This window comes from Streptomyces sp. SID8352, assembly GCF_009862265.1.
In the GTDB taxonomy this organism is placed as follows: domain Bacteria; phylum Actinomycetota; class Actinomycetes; order Streptomycetales; family Streptomycetaceae; genus Streptomyces.
Genome location: NZ_WWGX01000086.1, coordinates 54,698 through 70,210, shown reverse-complemented (window position 1 = coordinate 70,210; position 15,513 = coordinate 54,698). Strand labels below are relative to the sequence as shown.

The window sequence follows — 15,513 nt, the reverse complement described above, 5'->3', positions numbered from 1 at the left end:
CGGAGACGGACCCGGACATGGACACGGGCGCGGAGACGGACCCGGACATGGACACGGGCGCGGAGACGGACCCGGACATGGACACGGGCGCGGAGGCGGATACGGGCATGGACACGGTGGGGGACGACGAGGAGGCGGGGCCGGGGCGGTGCGGCGCTCCGGGGCCTTACGACGACGGTGATCGCCGGGCGGGGCGCGGGCGGACGGTGGTGTGACGGGGGACGGCGGTGCGCGGGCGTAGAGCGGTGTGAGGCTGGACGGCGATGTCCAGGTGTACGGCGCCCCGCGCCCTCCTGCCCGCCCTTCCGGTCCCGCGCCCTCCGCCCCGCGCACCGGCCCCGCGCCCTCCGCCCCGGTGCTCTCCGGTCCCCTCCCTCCCGGTCCCGCGCCCGGACTCACAGCCCGTCCACAGCCTCACCACACCCCCGGTACAGGGGAGTTGAGAAGGCTCCGGGGCATGCGAACCGACTCTTCCCCCGGCACCCTGGCGGCGCGGGAGCACCTCCCCGCCGCCGGGACCGGAACCCCGGTCCTGGACGTGGTGGTCCCCGTGCACAACGAGGAGCGGGACCTGGCGCCGTGCGTCCTGCGGCTGCACGAGCACCTCACCCGTACCTTCCCCTACGCCTTCCGGATCACCGTCGCGGACAACGCCTCCACCGACTCCACCCCGCGCGTCGCCGCCGGTCTCGCGGAGCGCCTCGCCGGGGTCCGCTCCGTACGGCTGGAGCGCAAGGGGCGCGGCCGGGCGCTGCACGCCGTCTGGTCGGCCTCCGACGCCCCCGTCCTCGCCTACATGGACGTGGACCTGTCCACGGACCTGAACGCCCTGCTGCCGCTGGTCGCGCCGCTGATCTCCGGCCACTCCGACCTGGCGATCGGCTCCCGGCTGACCCGGGGCGCCCGGGTGGTGCGCGGTGCCCGGCGGGAGTTCGTCTCCCGGGCGTACAACCTGATCCTGCGGGGGTCGCTGCGCGCCCGCTTCTCCGACGCCCAGTGCGGCTTCAAGGCGATCCGCCGGGACGTGGCCGGCGCGCTGCTGCCGCTGGTGGAGGACACCGGCTGGTTCTTCGACACGGAGATGCTGGTGCTCGCCGAGCGCGCCGGATGCCGCATCCACGAGGTGCCGGTCGACTGGGTGGACGATCCCGACTCCAGCGTGCGCGTGGTGCGCACCGCTGCCGACGACCTCAGGGGGGTGTGCCGGGTCGGCCGGGCGCTGGCCACCGGCGCGCTGCCACTGGACCGGCTGGCCCGGCCCTTCGGCGACGACCCGCGCGACCGCGAGCTGGCCGGGGTGCCCCGGGGGCTCGCCCGGCAGTTCCTCGGATTCTGCGCGGTGGGCGTCCTGTCCACCCTCTTCTACCTGCTGCTCTACAGCGGCTTCCGGCCGTTCGCCGGGGCGCAGACCGCCAACGCGCTGGCGCTGCTGGTCTCGGCCGTCGCCAACACCGCCGCCAACCGGCGGCTGACCTTCGGGGTGCGCGGCCGCGGCGGTGCGGTACGGCACCAGGCGCGGGGGCTGATGGTGTTCGCCATCGGCCTGGCCCTGACCAGCGGTTCGCTGGCCGCCCTGGACACGGCGGCGGACCACCCCGCGCACTCCACCGAACTGGCGGTGCTGGTGGCCGCCAACCTCGCGGCCACCGTGCTGCGCTTCCTGCTGCTGCGGGCCTGGGTCTTCCCGGAACCGCCGCCCGGCCCCGACACGTCCGCGGCCCCCGGTGGCGCGCTCCCGGGGGAGGGCCGATGACGACCCGCCCCGGCGACGACCGCACACCCGTCCCCGGGCCCCTCGTCCCGCCCCGGCCGGAGGCCGAGCCCCCGCACGCCCCGTCCGGGCGGGAGGCCCCGTCCGGGCGGGGGACCCCGTCCCCGCAGGCCCCGCCCACCCCCCGGCCCCCGTCGGAGAACCACGCTCCCCCGGTGACCCCCGCGCCCCCCGCACCGGTCCCACCGCCCAAGGCCCGGCCGCCCCGGTGGGCGCGACCCGCCCTGGCCGGGCTGCTGCTGGCCACCGCCGTGCTCTACCTCCACGGGCTGAGCGCCTCCGGCTACGCCAACTCCTTCTACTCGGCGGCGGCCCAGGCGGGCGGCCAGTCCTGGAAGGCGTTCTTCTTCGGCTCGCTCGACGCGGGCAACGCCATCACCGTCGACAAGCCCCCGGCCGCGCTCTGGCCGATGGCCCTTTCGGTGCGGCTGTTCGGACTGGGCTCCTGGCAGATCCTCGTCCCCGAGGCGCTGATGGGCGTCGGCACCGTGGCCGTCGTGCACGCGGCCGTGCGCCGCCGGTCCGGACCCGCCGCGGGGCTGCTCGCGGGCGCGGTGCTGGCGCTGACGCCGGTCGCGGCGCTGATGTTCCGCTTCAACAACCCGGACGCGCTGCTGGCGCTGCTGATGTCCCTGGCCTGCTACCTCGTCGTCCGCGCGCTGGAGGACGGCCGGACCCGGTGGCTGGTGTGGGCGGGGGCCGTGATCGGCCTCGCCTTCCTGACCAAGACCCTCCAGGCGTTCCTGATCCTGCCCGTCCTGGCCCTGGTGTACGGCCTCCGCGCCCCGGTGCGTCCGCGGCGGCGGCTGGCCCAACTGGGCCTGGCCACGGCCGCGCTGGTGGTCTCCGGGGGCTGGTGGGTCGCGGTGGTGGAGCTGTGGCCCGCAGCCTCCCGGCCGTACGTGGGCGGCTCGCGGCACAACAGCTTCCTGGAGCTGACCTTCGGTTACAACGGGATCGGCCGTCTCAACGGCGAGGAGACCGGCAGCGTCGGCGGGGACGGCGGGCCCGGCGGCGGGCGGTGGGGCGGGACCGGCTGGTACCGGATGTTCGACACCGCGGTCGGCGGCCAGATCTCCTGGCTGCTCCCGGCCGCGCTGATCCTGCTCGCGGGCGCCCTGCTCGCGACCCGCAGGGCGGGCCGGACGGACCCGACGCGTTCCGCCCTGCTGGTCTGGGGCGGTTCGCTGCTGGTGACCGCCGCCGTCTTCAGCTGGATGGCCGGCATCTTCCACGAGTACTACACCGTCGCCCTCGCCCCGTACCTCGCGGCCGTCGTCGGCACGGGGGCGGCGGCGCTGTGGGAGCGGCGCGGGCGGACCCGGGCCGCCGTCACCCTCGCCGCGGCCCTCACGGCGACCGCGGTCTGGGGGCACGTCCTGCTGCACCGCACCCCGGACCACCTGCCCTGGCTGCGCTGGGCGGTCCTGGCCGGGGGGCTGACGGCCGCCCTCGGGTGCGTGTTCGCCGGGCGGCTGGGGCGGCGGCTCACGGTGGCGGTGGCGGGGCTGGCCGTGGCGGCCGCGCTGGCGGGACCGACGGCCCACACCCTCAGCACCGTGCGGCAGGCGCACACCGGCTCCATCGTCACGGCGGGTCCGCGCAGCGAGGGACCCGGCGGCGCACGGGGCGGCTTCCCCGGGGGCGGGCCCGCGGAGGGCGGCTTCCCCGGGGGCGGCGGTGGCCAGGGCGGCTTCGGCCGGGGCGGGGGGTTCCCGGGAGGGGGCGCCCCGGGCGGCGACGGCACCGGCCCCGGGGACGGCACGGGCGGCGGCGGGACAGGCGGCGGCACCGCCCCGGGCGGCGGCTCCGCACCCGGCGCCGGGCAGGCACCGCCCACCGGGGGAACCAGCCCCGGGCAGGCACCGCCCACCGGGGGAACGGCCCCCGGCGCGGCCCCGCCCACCGGTGGCTCCGGCGCGGACTCCGCCCGGCGCGGCGGTGGTGGCATGGGCGGTCTGCTGGACGGTGCCCGGGTCGGCGAGGAGGCCGTGGAACTGCTGAGGGCCGACGCCGACCGCTACACCTGGGCCGCGGCGGCCGTCGGCGCACAGAACGCGGCCAGCCACCAACTCGGCTCCGGCGCACCGGTCATGGCCGTCGGAGGCTTCAACGGCACCGACCCCTCACCCACCCTGGAGCAGTTCCGGCGATACGTGGCCGACGGGCGCGTGCACTACTTCATCGCCGGGGGCGCGGGCGGCGGAATGCGCGGCGGCGACGGCACCGCCTCCGAGATCACCGCCTGGGTGGAGGCCAACTTCGAGGAGGTGACGGCCGGTTCCGCCACCTTCTACGACCTGACCCGGCCCACCGGCTCCTCCTGACGGCGGCCCCGTCGCGGCCCGCCTCCCGCCCGGGCCCCGGTCACCGGGTGCCCCGTGGCCGGGACCCGGGAGCGGGGAGGAGACTGTTCCCGGGTCGATCGGCCGAGGAGTGGTGCGCATGGCGAGGGCGGACCGGGAAGGGCCCCGAACCGGTGGCACCGGCGACGGAACGCGCGGGTCCGGTCGTGGCGCCGGACGCCCGGCCGGGCTGGACCGGGAGCGGATCACGGCCGCCGCCGTCCGGCTGCTGGACGCCGTGGGCCCGGCGGGCTTCTCCATGCGCCGCCTCGCGGCCGAACTGGACGTCACGGCGATGTCCGTCTACTGGTACGTCGACACCAAGGACGACCTCCTGGCCCTCGCCCTGGACGCGGTCCACGGTGAACCGCGTCTCCCCGCCGACGACGGGGACACCGAGGGGGACTGGCGGGACCAACTGCGCCTGCTGGCCCGGGAGAACCGCGCGATGCTGGTCCGCCACCCCTGGCTGCCCGGCCTGATCGGCGCGCACCCCGCCCCCGGACCCCACGCCCGGGCGTTCTCCCGGGCGGTCCGGCGGGTGGTGCGCCGCGCCGGGCTGCCCGAGCGGGGGGTGAGCGGGGCGACGACGGCCGTCCTGCGGTTCGTGCACGGGTACGGCGCCTTCGAGGGCCGCGTCCGCGCGCCGGACATCGAAGCGGACCCCGCGACGGATCACCCGACGGACGTCGGTGCGGCCCCGGGCGCGTGCCTCCGGGGCGCCCCGGTCGCGACGTCGGTGCGGGACCGCGGCACCGGCAACGCCCCGGGGGACGGCGCGGGCGCGGACTGCCCTGACGGCACCGACGTTTCCGACGGCACCGATGGCACCGACGTTTCCGACGGCACCGACGCGGACCGCCTGGACCGCGACTTCGAGTACGCCCTCGACCTGCTCATCGCCGGCATCGAGGCGCTGGCCGATCCCGCCTGACGCACGGCACCGGGCCGCCCTCAGGCGAGGACCCGTACCGGGCGAGGAGCCGCCCTCGGAGAGGAGTCGCCCCCGAGAGAGGAGCCGCCCCCTGAGAGGAGCCGCCCCCGTCCCGCCCCGTCGGTCCCGCCCCGCCGTCCGCGCCGGGAAGCCCCCGTCGCGACCGGGCCCCGGCGCCCGGGGGCGATCCGGATGAGGGAGCTGCCCCGCTCCACCAGCGCCCGCCGGCAATCGTCCCGGTCGGGGCGCTCCCCGGCGACGGCGCGGCAGTACTCCGCCGGCGGCCGGAACGGGCCGGGCGCGTCGACGGTCTCCGCCGTGCCGTCGATCCGGACCCGGAGGCCGTTCCGCCCGTCGCCGAGGACGACCGGCGCGACCCGCTCGTCCCGGTGGGCGTCGCACGTCTCGGCCCGCTCGGGGCAGGTGGCGGCCACGACGCGGCCCGCGTCGTCGACCCCGCAGGTCAGCGGCGAGCCCCGGGGGCCGTGCCCGGACCGCCGGGTGAGCAGGACCGCGTGGTGCCGGGGCCGGACGGAGTCCGGCGACTCGTCCTGCCGGACAAGGGTGTTGGCCGCGGTGTGCAGTGCCGCGCCGTCGGCGCGGGGCGGCCGGGCCGTCGGCACGGGCGCGGCGTCTCCGGCAGGTCGCCCGGGTGCGCGGGGAGCGGCCCCGGAGACGGTCGGCCGGGCGTCACCCCGGCGCAACCGAGCAGTTAGAGTGCTGTTCGTCCTGTGCTCGCAGTCGGGAATGTGCTGCGGAGCTCTCCTGCGTGCGGCCGAGCGGTCGCGCATGCCGAAGAGGTTCGTGGTGGCTGCGTCCGAATTCAATGATTTGTCGCGTTTTCCGGTGGGTTTCGAGCTGGCGGAGGCGCTGACGGCCGCCGCCCGGCGGCTCCACGAGACCGGCACCGCGGACAACACCCTGCGCACGGCGGTCGAGTTGGCCGTGCGGCTGATGCCCGGGGCGGACCATGCCGGCATCCTGGAGATCGACCACGGGAGACGGTTGCGCACCCTCGCCTGGACCGACGATCTCGTGCGGTTCACGGGCGAGTCCCGGCCCGGCGCCGAACGGCACCCCGCCGACTGGCACCCCGCCGACTGGGACCGGCTGTGGACCGCGCCCGTGGTGCGGATCGAGGACAGCGCGGCCGACGGCGACGGCGGGGCCCTGGCGGGCCTCGGGCTGCGCTCGGTCCTCGCCCTGCGGCTGCGCGCCGACAAGCGCCGCCTGACCGTCCTGACGGCGTACGCCCGCAAGCCGCGCGCCTTCGACGACGACGCCACCCGGATCGGGCGGCTGTTCACCGCGCACGTCAGCCTCGCCCTGGACTCCGCGACCGTGCGCGAGCAGCTCACCGAGGCCATGCGCACCCGGGACCTGATCGGCCAGGCCACCGGCATCCTCATGGAGCGCCTGGACATCGACGCGGCCGGTGCCTTCGAGTCCCTGGTGAAGGCGTCCCAGCGGGAGAACGTCAAACTCCGCGACCTGGCCCGGCGGATCGTCGGCCCGCCCGGCCCCGTCGCCGGGGGCCGGGGCGTCAACGAGCGCTGAGCGGATATCCGTAGGGCCATGACCACTTCGACCCCTGAGAACCCGGAGACGCTCGACCAGGCGTTGGCGCGCGGGCAGGGCCTCGACCCCCTGCTGCGGGACCTGACCGACCGCGCGGTGCGCGAGGTGCCCGGCGCCGCCGCCTGCTCGGTCACCGTGCGCCGCGCCGACCGGCTGCTGACCCTGGCGGGCAGCTCCGGCCTTCCCGCCGGCCTGGACCTGCGGCAGTACGAGAACGGCTCGGGGCCCTGCGTCGACGCAGCCCTGACCGGACACGCCCAGTACGCCCCCGACCTGAGGACCGAGACGCGCTGGCCGGACTACACGCGCTACGCGCTGGGCACCGGGGTGCGCTGCGTGCTGGCGTTGCCGCTGCCGGTGGAGGGCGGCGCGGGCGCGGCGCTCAACTTCTACGGCACCGCTCCCGGTTCGCTCGGCGGCGGGCAGGAGGCGGCCCGGGTCTTCGCGTCCCGGGCCGCCCACGCGGTCAACGAGACGCTGCGCATCGAGGGCTGCCGCTCCTCCGCGGCGGACGCCCGCACCGCGCTGCTCTCCCGCAGCGTGATCGACCAGGCGGTGGGCATCGTCATGGCCCGGGAGCGGGTCGACGCCGACCGGGCCATGGAGCGGCTGCGCCGGGCCTCGCAGCACTCCAACACCAAGCTGCGCGACCTGTGCGGCGAGCTGGTGGCCCGGACCTCCTCCGGCGGCCCGCACCGCCGACACTGACTCCGGCGGCCCGCACCGCCGGGTCCGGTTCCTCCGGACGGTCTGCACCGCCGGGTCCGGGCCCTCCGGACGGCCCGCACCGCCGGGACCGGTCCCTCCGGACGGTCTGCACCGCCAGGACCGGCCCTTCTGACGGTCGCACCGCCGGGACCGGCTTTCCGGACGGTACGGGTCCGCCGCCGCCCTCGGGGGCGGCGGCGGGTGTTCCGTGGCGAGGCCGCTGGGGCCTCTCGTGTGGACCATGCCGGGCTCGCGGGGTCCGGCCCGATCCGAACGAACGACCCTAGCCCGACGCCCCGTCGGCGCCCGTGGCCGAGCGGGAGCCCGCGGCCGAGTGCGCGTCCGGCGTGTCGCTGCCGTCCGCGGCCCCCTCGGCGGCGGTGGCCGAGGGCGCGCCCCCAGCGGTCCGTTCGGCGGCCCGCACGGCCCCGGCCGGGACCGGCGCCCCGGGGGCGGAGCCCTCCGCCGCGGCCTGGGCGGCCTGGGCGAGGGCGCCCGTGGTGCGCAGCGGGACCTCCTTGATGAACAGCGTCACGACGAAGCCGAGGGCGGCGACCGGCGCCACGTACAGGAAGATGTCGGCGATGCCGTGCCCGTAGGCGCTCTCCAGCCAGGTGCGGATGGGCGGGGGCAGCAGGTCCATGTCGGGGATGGTGCCGCTGCCGGCGGCCCGGGCGGCGGCGGCCTGGTCCTCGGGGCTGAGCTGCCCGATGGTGTCCTTGGCGTAGCCGCTGATCCGGCCGGCCATGACCGAGCCGAGCACGGAGACGCCGACCGCGCCGCCGAGGGACCGGAAGAAGGTCACCACGGAGGAGGCGGCGCCCAGGTCCTCCGGGGCCACCTGGTTCTGGGTGCAGAGCACGAGGTTCTGCATCATCATGCCGACGCCGAGGCCCATCAGCGCCATGAAGACGCCGATGTGCCAGTACGGGGTGTCGTAGCGCAGGCCGCTCAGCAGGCCGAGGCCCGCGGTGAGCAGGACGCCGCCGGCCAGCAGCCAGCCCTTCCACCGGCCGGTCCGGGTGATGATCACACCGGAGACGGTGGAGGAGACGAAGAGGCCGCCGATCATCGGGATGGTCATGACGCCCGACATGGTCGGCGACTTGTCCCGGGCGAGCTGGAAGTACTGGCTGAAGTAGACGGTCCCGGCGAACATCGCGATGCCGACGAACAGCGAGGCGAGCGAGGCCAGGGTGATGGTGCGGTTGCGGAACAGCCGCAGCGGGATGATCGGCTCCGCGGCGCGGGTCTCGACCAGGAGGAAGACCAGGGTGAGCAGGAGCGAACCGCCGACCATCGCACCGGTCTGCCAGGACATCCAGGCGTACTTGTCGTCGGCGAAGGTCACCCAGACCAGCAGCAGCGAGACGGCGGCGGTGACGAAGAAGGCACCCGCCCAGTCGACCTTGACCGCGCGCCGGGTGACCGGCAGGTGGAGGGTCTTCTGCAGCACGACGAGGGCGATGATCGCGAAGGGCACGCCGACGTAGAGGCACCAGCGCCAGCCGAGCCAGCTCGTGTCGGTGATGACGCCGCCGAGCAGCGGGCCGCCGACGGTGGCGACGGCGAAGGTCGCGCCGAGGTAGCCGGAGTAGCGGCCCCGCTCGCGCGGGGAGATCATCGCGGCCATGATGATCTGCGCCAGGGCGGCCAGACCGCCGGCGCCGAGGCCCTGGATGGCGCGGGCGCCGATCAGCATGCCGGAGTTCTGCGACAGACCGGCCACGACGGAGCCGAGGACGAAGACGCAGAGGGCTATCTGGACCAGGGCCTTCTTGCTGACCAGGTCGGCGAGCTTGCCCCAGAGCGGGGTGGAGGCGGTCATCGTCAGCAGCGAGGCGGTGACGACCCAGGTGTAGGCGCTCTGGCCGCCGCCGAGGTCCGAGACGATCTCGGGCAGGGCGTTGGTGACGATGGTCGAGGACAGGATGGCGCAGAACATGCCGAGCAGCAGCCCGGACAGCGCCTCCATGATCTGCCGGTGCGACATCGGAGCGTCTCCGGCGGAGCCTCCCCCGTGCTCGGCATGAGCCCGCACACCGGCTGGTGTGGTCGTTGCCATGGACTTCCTTTACTTCGTGGTGATCGGTGTACGGGTGGCCCGGCCGTCCGCGGGTGGTGCGGGGGGCCGGGACTGCGCGGGACGGCAGTCGTCGAAGCTCGCCCGGAGCCTGGTCATCAGGAGGGTGAGCTGACCGACCTCGTCGTCGGTCCAGTCGCTCAGGCGGTCGGCCAGCAGCCGGGTCGTCCGTTCGAACAGCTCGTCGAGCTGGGCCCGGCCCGCGGGGGTCAGCCGCAGGATGCGCGAGCGCTTGTCGGCCGGGTCGGGGGACCGTTCGACCCACCCCCGCTCGGCGCTGTGGGCGACATGGCGGCTGGTCACCGACATGTCCACGGCGAGCAGCTCCGCCAGCCTGCTCATCCGCATGTCGCCGTGGCGGCCGAGCAGGGCCAGCACGGCGCCGGAGCCGCCGGGGCACTCGGCCGGCATCACCCGGCTCATCTCGCGCTTCACGGCGCCGAAGGCGCTGAGCTGACGGATCAGTTCCTCGTACCGCGCCCGGCCGGCCATGGCGCGCACCTCCTGCGTTTGTTGCTTAGGGCAACCATAGGAGCCGATGGTTGCTACAGGCAAACAAAAGAGGGGGCTTCTGTCGTCAAAAGTCGGCAAAGGCAGGTATTGCCGATGTAAACGCCCTGGTGGGGGACGGTGTGTCCGGGGTGGCCGGGGCCGGGGCCCGAGCTTGGGCACTCCCGGCGGATTCGCTAGTGTCTCGGGCCATGGCGAACAACCAGGGCCCCCAGGGCAATTACGACCCCGCAGGCAGCACCCAGATGTTCCGCGCGTTCGTCGACGAGGGCGGTCCGCGGACCCCCCAGCAGGCGCAGACCGGCTCCTCCGGCCCCCGTGTCGGCGTGATCCTCGGCATCGTGGCCGCGGTGGTCGTCGTGGCGGCGGTGGCCTGGCTGGCGCTGAAGTAGACGGAACCCTTCCGGCGACCGCCGCGTGCCCCACGGGGCGGCGGCGGCCGTCGTGCTGCCCGGCGGGGCTGCCCGGCGGGGCTGCCCGGGGCGTGGGGGCTGCGCGGCGCCGGGCGCGGAGCGCGGACCGGCGGGGCGTGGGCGACGTGCCCGGCCGCGACGCGCCCGGCCGGGGTGCGCCGACGCGGGCCCCGGCGCGGTGCGGCGCGGGGCCCGACGGTCGGGTCAGTCGGAGATGAGTCCCTCGCGGAGCTGCGAGAGGGTGCGGGTGAGCAGCCGGGAGACGTGCATCTGGGAGATGCCGACCTCCTCGCCGATCTGCGACTGGGTCATGTTGGCGAAGAAGCGCAGCATGATGATCCGCCGCTCCCGGGGCGGCAGCTTGGCCAGCAGGGGCTTGAGGGACTCGCGGTACTCCACGCCCTCCAGCGCCGTGTCCTCGTAGCCGAGGCGGTCCGCGAGCGAGCCCTCGCCGCCGTCGTCCTCCGGGGCGGGGGAGTCGAGCGAGGAGGCGGTGTAGGCGTTGCCGACCGCGAGGCCGTCGACCACGTCGTCCTCGGACACGCCCAGCGCGACGGCCAGTTCGGCGACGGTCGGGGAGCGGTCCAGCCGCTGCGACAGCTCGTCGCTGGCCTTGGTCAGGGCGAGGCGCAGCTCCTGGAGCCGCCGCGGCACCCGCACCGACCAGGAGGTGTCCCGGAAGAACCGCTTGATCTCCCCGACGACCGTCGGCATCGCGAAGGTCGGGAACTCCACGCCCCGCTCGCAGTCGAAGCGGTCGATCGCCTTGATCAGGCCGATGGTGCCGACCTGGACGATGTCCTCCATCGGCTCGTTGCGCGAGCGGAAGCGGGCGGCGGCGTAGCGCACCAGCGGGAGGTTCAGCTCGATCAGGGTGTCCCGGACGTAGACGCGCTCGGGGCTGTCCGCGTCGAGCGCGGCGAGCCGCAGGAACAGGGAGCGGGACAGGGTGCGGGTGTCGATGGCGCCCGTCGGCGGGGCGGTCTGCTCCGCCGGGAGGGCCTGGGCCGGCACGGCGTCGAGGGACGGGACGTCGTCGATGGCTCCGAGCGCGTCGAGCGCGTCGGGCGCGGTCGCGCTCTCCGCGAGCGCGAGCACCTTCGAGCTGCCCTGTTCTGCGGACATGCCACCCCCTTTGGGTCGCGGGACGGTCACGGCGTACGGTCCCACGGTGGGAACGCAGCCTTCACCTGAATACCGGAACCGCGGCCCCGGCAAACGCGCTTCCGGCAGAATGTCACATGTCGGCAACGCGCTGTAGCGACATGTCGACATGTGAGACATGAAAGAGCCCTGGAATGAAGGGGTCTGACGGTGTTTCGGCTGGATTGTGCGGGTGGCGGCGGGGTGCGGTGATTCGCCCCCACCGGTGAGGGATGGCGCGGGCTTTCGATTACGCCTCGATGCGGTTCGCCGACCGCAGCCGCTGGAAGCTGCGCGCCAGCAGCCGGGAGACGTGCATCTGGGAGACGCCCAGCTCGGCGCTGATCTGCGACTGGGTGAGGTTGCTGTAGTAGCGCAGCAGGAGGATGCGCTGCTCGCGCTCCGGGAGCTGGACGAGCAGATGGCGCACCAGGTCGCGGTGTTCGACGCCGTCCAGCGCGGGGTCCTCGTAGCCGAGCCGGTCCAGCAGCCCGGGCAGCCCGTCGCCCTCCTGCGCGGCCTCCAGCGAGGTGGCGTGGTACGACCGCCCCGCCTCGATGCAGGACAGCACCTCGTCCTCGCCGATCCGCAGCCGCTCCGCGATCTCGGCGGTGGTCGGGGTGCGTCCGAAGGCGGTGGTCAGGTCCTCGGTGGCGCTGTTGACCTGCACCCACAGCTCGTGCAGCCGCCGCGGCACGTGCACGGTGCGGACGTTGTCGCGGAAGTACCGCTTGATCTCCCCGACGACCGTCGGCATCGCGAAGGTCGGGAACTGCACGCCCCGGTCGGGGTCGAAGCGGTCGATGGCGTTGATCAGGCCGATGGTGCCGACCTGGACGACGTCCTCCATCGGCTCGTTGCGGGAGCGGAAGCGGGCGGCGGCGTAGCGCACCAGGGGGAGGTTGGCCTCGATGAGGGCCGCGCGCACCCGGGTGTGCTCCCGGGAGCCCGGCTCCAGCCCCTTGAGCTGGCCGAAGAGCACCTGGGTCAGGGCCCTGGTGTCCGCGCCCCGGCTCCGCCGCGGCGCGGCCTCGCGGCCCGGCGCGTCACGGAACGGCGTCCCCTGGGGCGGTGCTTGAGGCGCAGTACTGGCCGGCACGGTCAACTCCACCTCGTGATCCGTCGACTTGTCCGTCAACTCATCCGTCAAAAGCGGTCATAGCATCACAAGACATGTGCACTGTGTGCAAGCACCGTATAGCTCCGTGTTGTGGGGTGAATAATCCTCAAACGGGAAAATGCCCCGTACTGGAGGTGTGGGGCGGGTGCGGAACGGCGCGCGCGGGGCGTGGCGCGGGGGTGCGTCCGGCGCGCGGCACCGTGGTGCGCGCGGCGCTTCGGGGGCGCGCGGAAGGGGCGCGGCGGGGCGCGGGGAGGGCGTGCCCGCGTGCGGCGCGGGGAGCCCGTGAAGGGACGGTGGAGGGCCCCGGGGCCGGGGAGGGGGCGCGGCGACCGGGGCGCGGAAGGGCGCCCCGCCGGTCAGACCTCGTAGTCGGCGATCACCCAGGTGGAGAACTCGCGCCAGAGGGCGACACACGCCTGGTGCGCCGGGTGCTCGACGTAGCGCCGCAGCGCGTCGGTGTCGTCCACGGCGGAGTTGATGGCGAAGTCGTAGGCGATGGGGCGGTCGCTGATGTTCCAGGCGCACTCCCAGAAGCGCAGCTCCTCGATCCGGCCGCCCAGGGCCCGGAAGGCCTCGGCGCCCTCCACGACGCGGGGGTCGTCCCGGCCGACGCCGTCGTTGAGCTTGAACAGCACGAGATGACGGATCATCATTTTCCTCCGTTGGCGGCCCAGGTCATGAAGTCACCGATGGCGCCGGCGGCGTCGGAGATGCCCTGGAAACCTATCTGGACGTAGTCGGCCGCCTTGGCGGGGTCCGTGATGATGATGTACAGCACGAAGACCACGAGCACATAGACGGCGATCTTCTTCGCGTGCACCGTCACCGCGGCCTCCCCTGTCCCCGTCGTACCGTCGATACGCGACTGCGGGACATGATCGCACGAAGGGCCCCGTCTTTCGACGGGGCCCTTCCGAAGCGGTAGCGGAGGGATTTGAACCCTCGGTGACTTGCGCCACACTCGCTTTCGAGGCGAGCTCCTTCGGCCGCTCGGACACGCTACCGAGAGAGACCTTACAGCACGGCGGGGCATGGTCAGAAATCGTTCCGGGGTGAGGTCCACGGGCGTTCCGGTGCCGGGTCCGCGGGTGCCGCGGGGCGGGCGCCGAGGGGTACGTGGGGTACGGGACCGGGGTCCGCGGGTGGCCCGGCGCGGGTTCCGGCGGGCTGCCCGGAGAACTGTCCGGAGGGCCGGGCGACCGGTCGGGGCCGGCCGGGCCGTCGGCTGGGCGGCGGGCCGGTCAGCGGGTCCGGAAGAAGTCCGTGAGCAGGGTGGCGCACTCCGCCGCGAGCACGCCCTCGATCACCTCGGGGCGGTGGTTGAGGCGGCGGTCGCGGACGACGTCCCACAGGGAGCCGGCCGCGCCCGCCTTCTCGTCCCGGGCGCCGTAGACGACCCGGTCCACCCGGGACTGGACGAGGGCGCCCGCGCACATCGTGCAGGGTTCGAGGGTGACGACGAGGGTGCAGTCGGTCAGCCGCCAGCCGCCCAGGGCGGTGGCGGCCCTGCGGATCGCCAGGACCTCGGCGTGGGCCGTGGGATCGCCGGTGGCCTCACGCTCGTTGTGCCCGGCCGCCAGGACGGTGCGGCGGTCGGGGGCCAGGACGACGGCGCCCACGGGGACGTCGCCGCCCAGTGCGGCCGCCCCGGCCTCGGCCAGGGCGAGCCGCATCGCGGGCCGCCAGGGGTCGCGCACCGGGTCGGCGGGTCCCGCCGTGTCGTTCGGTGTGCTCAGCGGACGGTCTCCAGGACTTCCAGGGCGCCCAGGGCCTCGGCGATCTCGCCGACGGCGTCCCCGGACATGACGCGCAGTTCCTTCTCGCTGACGCCGAGGTCGTCGAGGATCTCGATGTCGCCGACGGGCCCGTGCGGCACGGCGGAGTCGGCGGCGGCGCCGGACGTGCCGCCGTCGGCGTCCTCGCCGTCGTCGGGTTCACCGTCCTCGGTGCCGTCGAGGTCGAGGGCGTCGAGGTCGTCGGCGCCGTCACCCGGCTCGCGGCCGAGCAGTTCGTCGGTGAGCAGGATCTCGCCGTAGCTGCTGCGGGCAGCGGCGGCGGCGTCCGACACGTAGATGCGCGGGTCGTCCTCGCCGTCCACACGGACGACTCCGAACCACGCGTCCTCCTGCTCGATCAGCACGAGCACCGTGTCCTCGTCGGGGGACGCTTCCCGGGCCAGATCGGCCAGATCCGACAGGCTCTCCACATCGTCGAGCTCTGTGTCGCTCGCTTCCCACCCGTCTTCGGTGCGCGCGAGCAGTGCGGCGAAGTACACCGTGACTCTCCCACTGGTCATAGGCGTGCCGGCTGGGGGTTCCCCCGGCGGTGGTGTGCGGGCGGGGAGACGGTGCTTGAGCCCCGCCCACGGGGAATCGTGGCAGAAACAGCGCCCACAGGGGACGTCTTCGGCGCCCTGTGTCCGTCAGTTTCGGCCGGTGGATCGGGAAACGCGCCGGGTGAACATGCCCCCGGCACCATCGCCACCACCACGAACCGGATCGTACGCGGATTCCCTTCCGCCCCCGCGCACACCCTTCCCCCGCGCCCGGCGCGCCGCCCGTACTTCCCCCGGGAGACGGTCCGACGCCCGGACCCGGTCACCGGGCCCGCGCCCCGGAGAGGCCGGGCGGGCGCGGCCGGCCGCCCTTCGGGGCGACGGGCGGTGCCGGGGGACGCGTGCGGGAGGGCGGGGCGGGGACGCGGGGGCGGGCGTGGGGCGCGGCCGGTGCCGCGGGCTCGCTGAGTCGTGGAGTGTGCGGGGGCGGGGCGAGCCGGGGTGCCCGGTACTGCCGGGGGGTCACGGGCACCGGAGCCATGGGGCGCGAGGGACGCGCGAGGTGCCCGTATGTCCTCGGGAGACCGGGGGAAGGCCCGGAGGACCGAGACGCTCGTCCGTGTACCCGTG

General features: G+C 74.9%; 14 protein-coding genes, 1 tRNA gene and 2 pseudogenes. 7 read left to right on the top strand and 10 right to left on the bottom strand.

Annotation, left to right across the window (positions count from 1 at the left end):
- From GTY84_RS25805 to GTY84_RS25790, 4 genes and pseudogenes are all read left to right on the top strand, one after another.
- A pseudogene (locus GTY84_RS25805) lies at positions 1–215 on the top strand (hypothetical protein); the annotation flags it as partial.
- Between the two features lie 242 nt (positions 216–457).
- Positions 458–1,753, top strand: coding sequence for a bifunctional glycosyltransferase family 2/GtrA family protein (locus GTY84_RS25800; RefSeq protein ID WP_161228781.1), 1,296 nt, complete (start codon positions 458–460; stop codon positions 1,751–1,753).
- A 173-nt stretch (positions 1,754–1,926) separates the two neighbouring features.
- Positions 1,927–4,098 (top strand): glycosyltransferase family 39 protein, encoded by a 2,172-nt coding sequence (locus GTY84_RS25795; protein ID WP_345943528.1) that lies wholly within the window; start codon positions 1,927–1,929, stop codon positions 4,096–4,098.
- A gap of 118 nt (positions 4,099–4,216) precedes the next feature.
- Positions 4,217–5,050 (top strand): TetR/AcrR family transcriptional regulator C-terminal domain-containing protein, encoded by an 834-nt coding sequence (locus GTY84_RS25790; RefSeq protein WP_161228779.1) that lies wholly within the window; start codon positions 4,217–4,219, stop codon positions 5,048–5,050.
- A 20-nt stretch (positions 5,051–5,070) separates the two neighbouring features.
- Here the strand turns inward: GTY84_RS25790 and GTY84_RS25785 are convergent, their stop codons facing one another.
- Entirely contained in the window at positions 5,071–5,673 is a 603-nt protein-coding gene (locus tag GTY84_RS25785) for a PPOX class F420-dependent oxidoreductase (protein WP_202551736.1), read from the bottom strand.
- A 166-nt stretch (positions 5,674–5,839) separates the two neighbouring features.
- Between GTY84_RS25785 and GTY84_RS25780 the strand changes: the two genes are divergently transcribed.
- Both GTY84_RS25780 and GTY84_RS25775 read left to right on the top strand, forming a co-directional pair.
- The gene (locus GTY84_RS25780) at positions 5,840–6,607 is read left to right on the top strand and encodes a GAF and ANTAR domain-containing protein (protein WP_161228791.1); all 768 of its coding nucleotides are present in this window, start codon (positions 5,840–5,842) and stop codon (positions 6,605–6,607) included.
- An 18-nt stretch (positions 6,608–6,625) separates the two neighbouring features.
- Positions 6,626–7,336, top strand: coding sequence for a GAF and ANTAR domain-containing protein (locus GTY84_RS25775; protein ID WP_161228778.1), 711 nt, complete (start codon positions 6,626–6,628; stop codon positions 7,334–7,336).
- Between the two features lie 472 nt (positions 7,337–7,808).
- Here GTY84_RS25775 and GTY84_RS25770 read toward each other — a convergent pair.
- Positions 7,809–9,401, bottom strand: a pseudogene (locus GTY84_RS25770) (MDR family MFS transporter); the annotation flags it as partial.
- 9 nt (positions 9,402–9,410) lie between these two features.
- Positions 9,411–9,911, bottom strand: a complete 501-nt coding sequence (locus GTY84_RS25765; RefSeq protein ID WP_161228777.1) for a MarR family transcriptional regulator — start codon at positions 9,909–9,911, stop codon at positions 9,411–9,413.
- 209 nt (positions 9,912–10,120) lie between these two features.
- Here GTY84_RS25765 and GTY84_RS25760 point away from each other — a divergent pair, with 209 nt between their 5' ends.
- Positions 10,121–10,321 (top strand): hypothetical protein, encoded by a 201-nt coding sequence (locus GTY84_RS25760; protein WP_161228776.1) that lies wholly within the window; start codon positions 10,121–10,123, stop codon positions 10,319–10,321.
- Positions 10,322–10,546: 225 nt separating this feature from the next.
- Here GTY84_RS25760 and GTY84_RS25755 read toward each other — a convergent pair whose 3' ends face one another.
- The 7 genes from GTY84_RS25755 to GTY84_RS25730 all read right to left on the bottom strand — a co-directional run bounded on the left by GTY84_RS25755 (position 10,547) and on the right by GTY84_RS25730 (position 14,883).
- Positions 10,547–11,467, bottom strand: coding sequence for an RNA polymerase sigma factor SigF (locus tag GTY84_RS25755; RefSeq protein ID WP_161228775.1), 921 nt, complete (start codon positions 11,465–11,467; stop codon positions 10,547–10,549).
- 268 nt (positions 11,468–11,735) lie between these two features.
- A complete protein-coding gene (locus GTY84_RS25750; protein ID WP_161228790.1) occupies positions 11,736–12,623 on the bottom strand; it encodes an RNA polymerase sigma factor SigF in 888 nt (295 codons plus the stop codon).
- A 341-nt stretch (positions 12,624–12,964) separates the two neighbouring features.
- On the bottom strand, positions 12,965–13,258 hold the full coding sequence (locus tag GTY84_RS25745; protein WP_161228789.1) for a Dabb family protein: 294 nt from the start codon (positions 13,256–13,258) through the stop codon (positions 12,965–12,967).
- Positions 13,258–13,434, bottom strand: coding sequence for a hypothetical protein (locus GTY84_RS33170; protein WP_202551745.1), 177 nt, complete (start codon positions 13,432–13,434; stop codon positions 13,258–13,260). The genes GTY84_RS25745 and GTY84_RS33170 overlap by 1 nt, the downstream gene beginning before the upstream one ends.
- A gap of 93 nt (positions 13,435–13,527) precedes the next feature.
- A tRNA-Ser gene (locus tag GTY84_RS25740) sits at positions 13,528–13,612 on the bottom strand.
- Between the two features lie 237 nt (positions 13,613–13,849).
- On the bottom strand, positions 13,850–14,281 hold the full coding sequence (gene tadA / locus GTY84_RS25735; RefSeq protein ID WP_237532660.1) for a tRNA adenosine(34) deaminase TadA: 432 nt from the start codon (positions 14,279–14,281) through the stop codon (positions 13,850–13,852).
- 59 nt (positions 14,282–14,340) lie between these two features.
- Positions 14,341–14,883, bottom strand: coding sequence for a hypothetical protein (locus GTY84_RS25730; RefSeq protein WP_161228787.1), 543 nt, complete (start codon positions 14,881–14,883; stop codon positions 14,341–14,343).
- Positions 14,884–15,513: the final 630 nt, after the last annotated feature.

Coding starts and splice junctions, on each gene's coding strand:
- GTY84_RS25800 (WP_161228781.1), top strand. CDS start 458: ATGCGAACCGACTCTTCCCCCGGCACCCTGGCGGCGCGGGAGCACCTC.
- GTY84_RS25790 (WP_161228779.1), top strand. CDS start 4,217: ATGGCGAGGGCGGACCGGGAAGGGCCCCGAACCGGTGGCACCGGCGAC.
- GTY84_RS25780 (WP_161228791.1), top strand. CDS start 5,840: ATGCCGAAGAGGTTCGTGGTGGCTGCGTCCGAATTCAATGATTTGTCG.
- GTY84_RS25775 (WP_161228778.1), top strand. CDS start 6,626: ATGACCACTTCGACCCCTGAGAACCCGGAGACGCTCGACCAGGCGTTG.
- GTY84_RS25765 (WP_161228777.1), bottom strand. CDS start 9,911: ATGGCCGGCCGGGCGCGGTACGAGGAACTGATCCGTCAGCTCAGCGCC.
- GTY84_RS25760 (WP_161228776.1), top strand. CDS start 10,121: ATGGCGAACAACCAGGGCCCCCAGGGCAATTACGACCCCGCAGGCAGC.
- GTY84_RS25755 (WP_161228775.1), bottom strand. CDS start 11,467: ATGTCCGCAGAACAGGGCAGCTCGAAGGTGCTCGCGCTCGCGGAGAGC.
- GTY84_RS25745 (WP_161228789.1), bottom strand. CDS start 13,258: ATGATCCGTCATCTCGTGCTGTTCAAGCTCAACGACGGCGTCGGCCGG.
- tadA (WP_237532660.1), bottom strand. CDS start 14,281: ATGCGGCTCGCCCTGGCCGAGGCCGGGGCGGCCGCACTGGGCGGCGAC.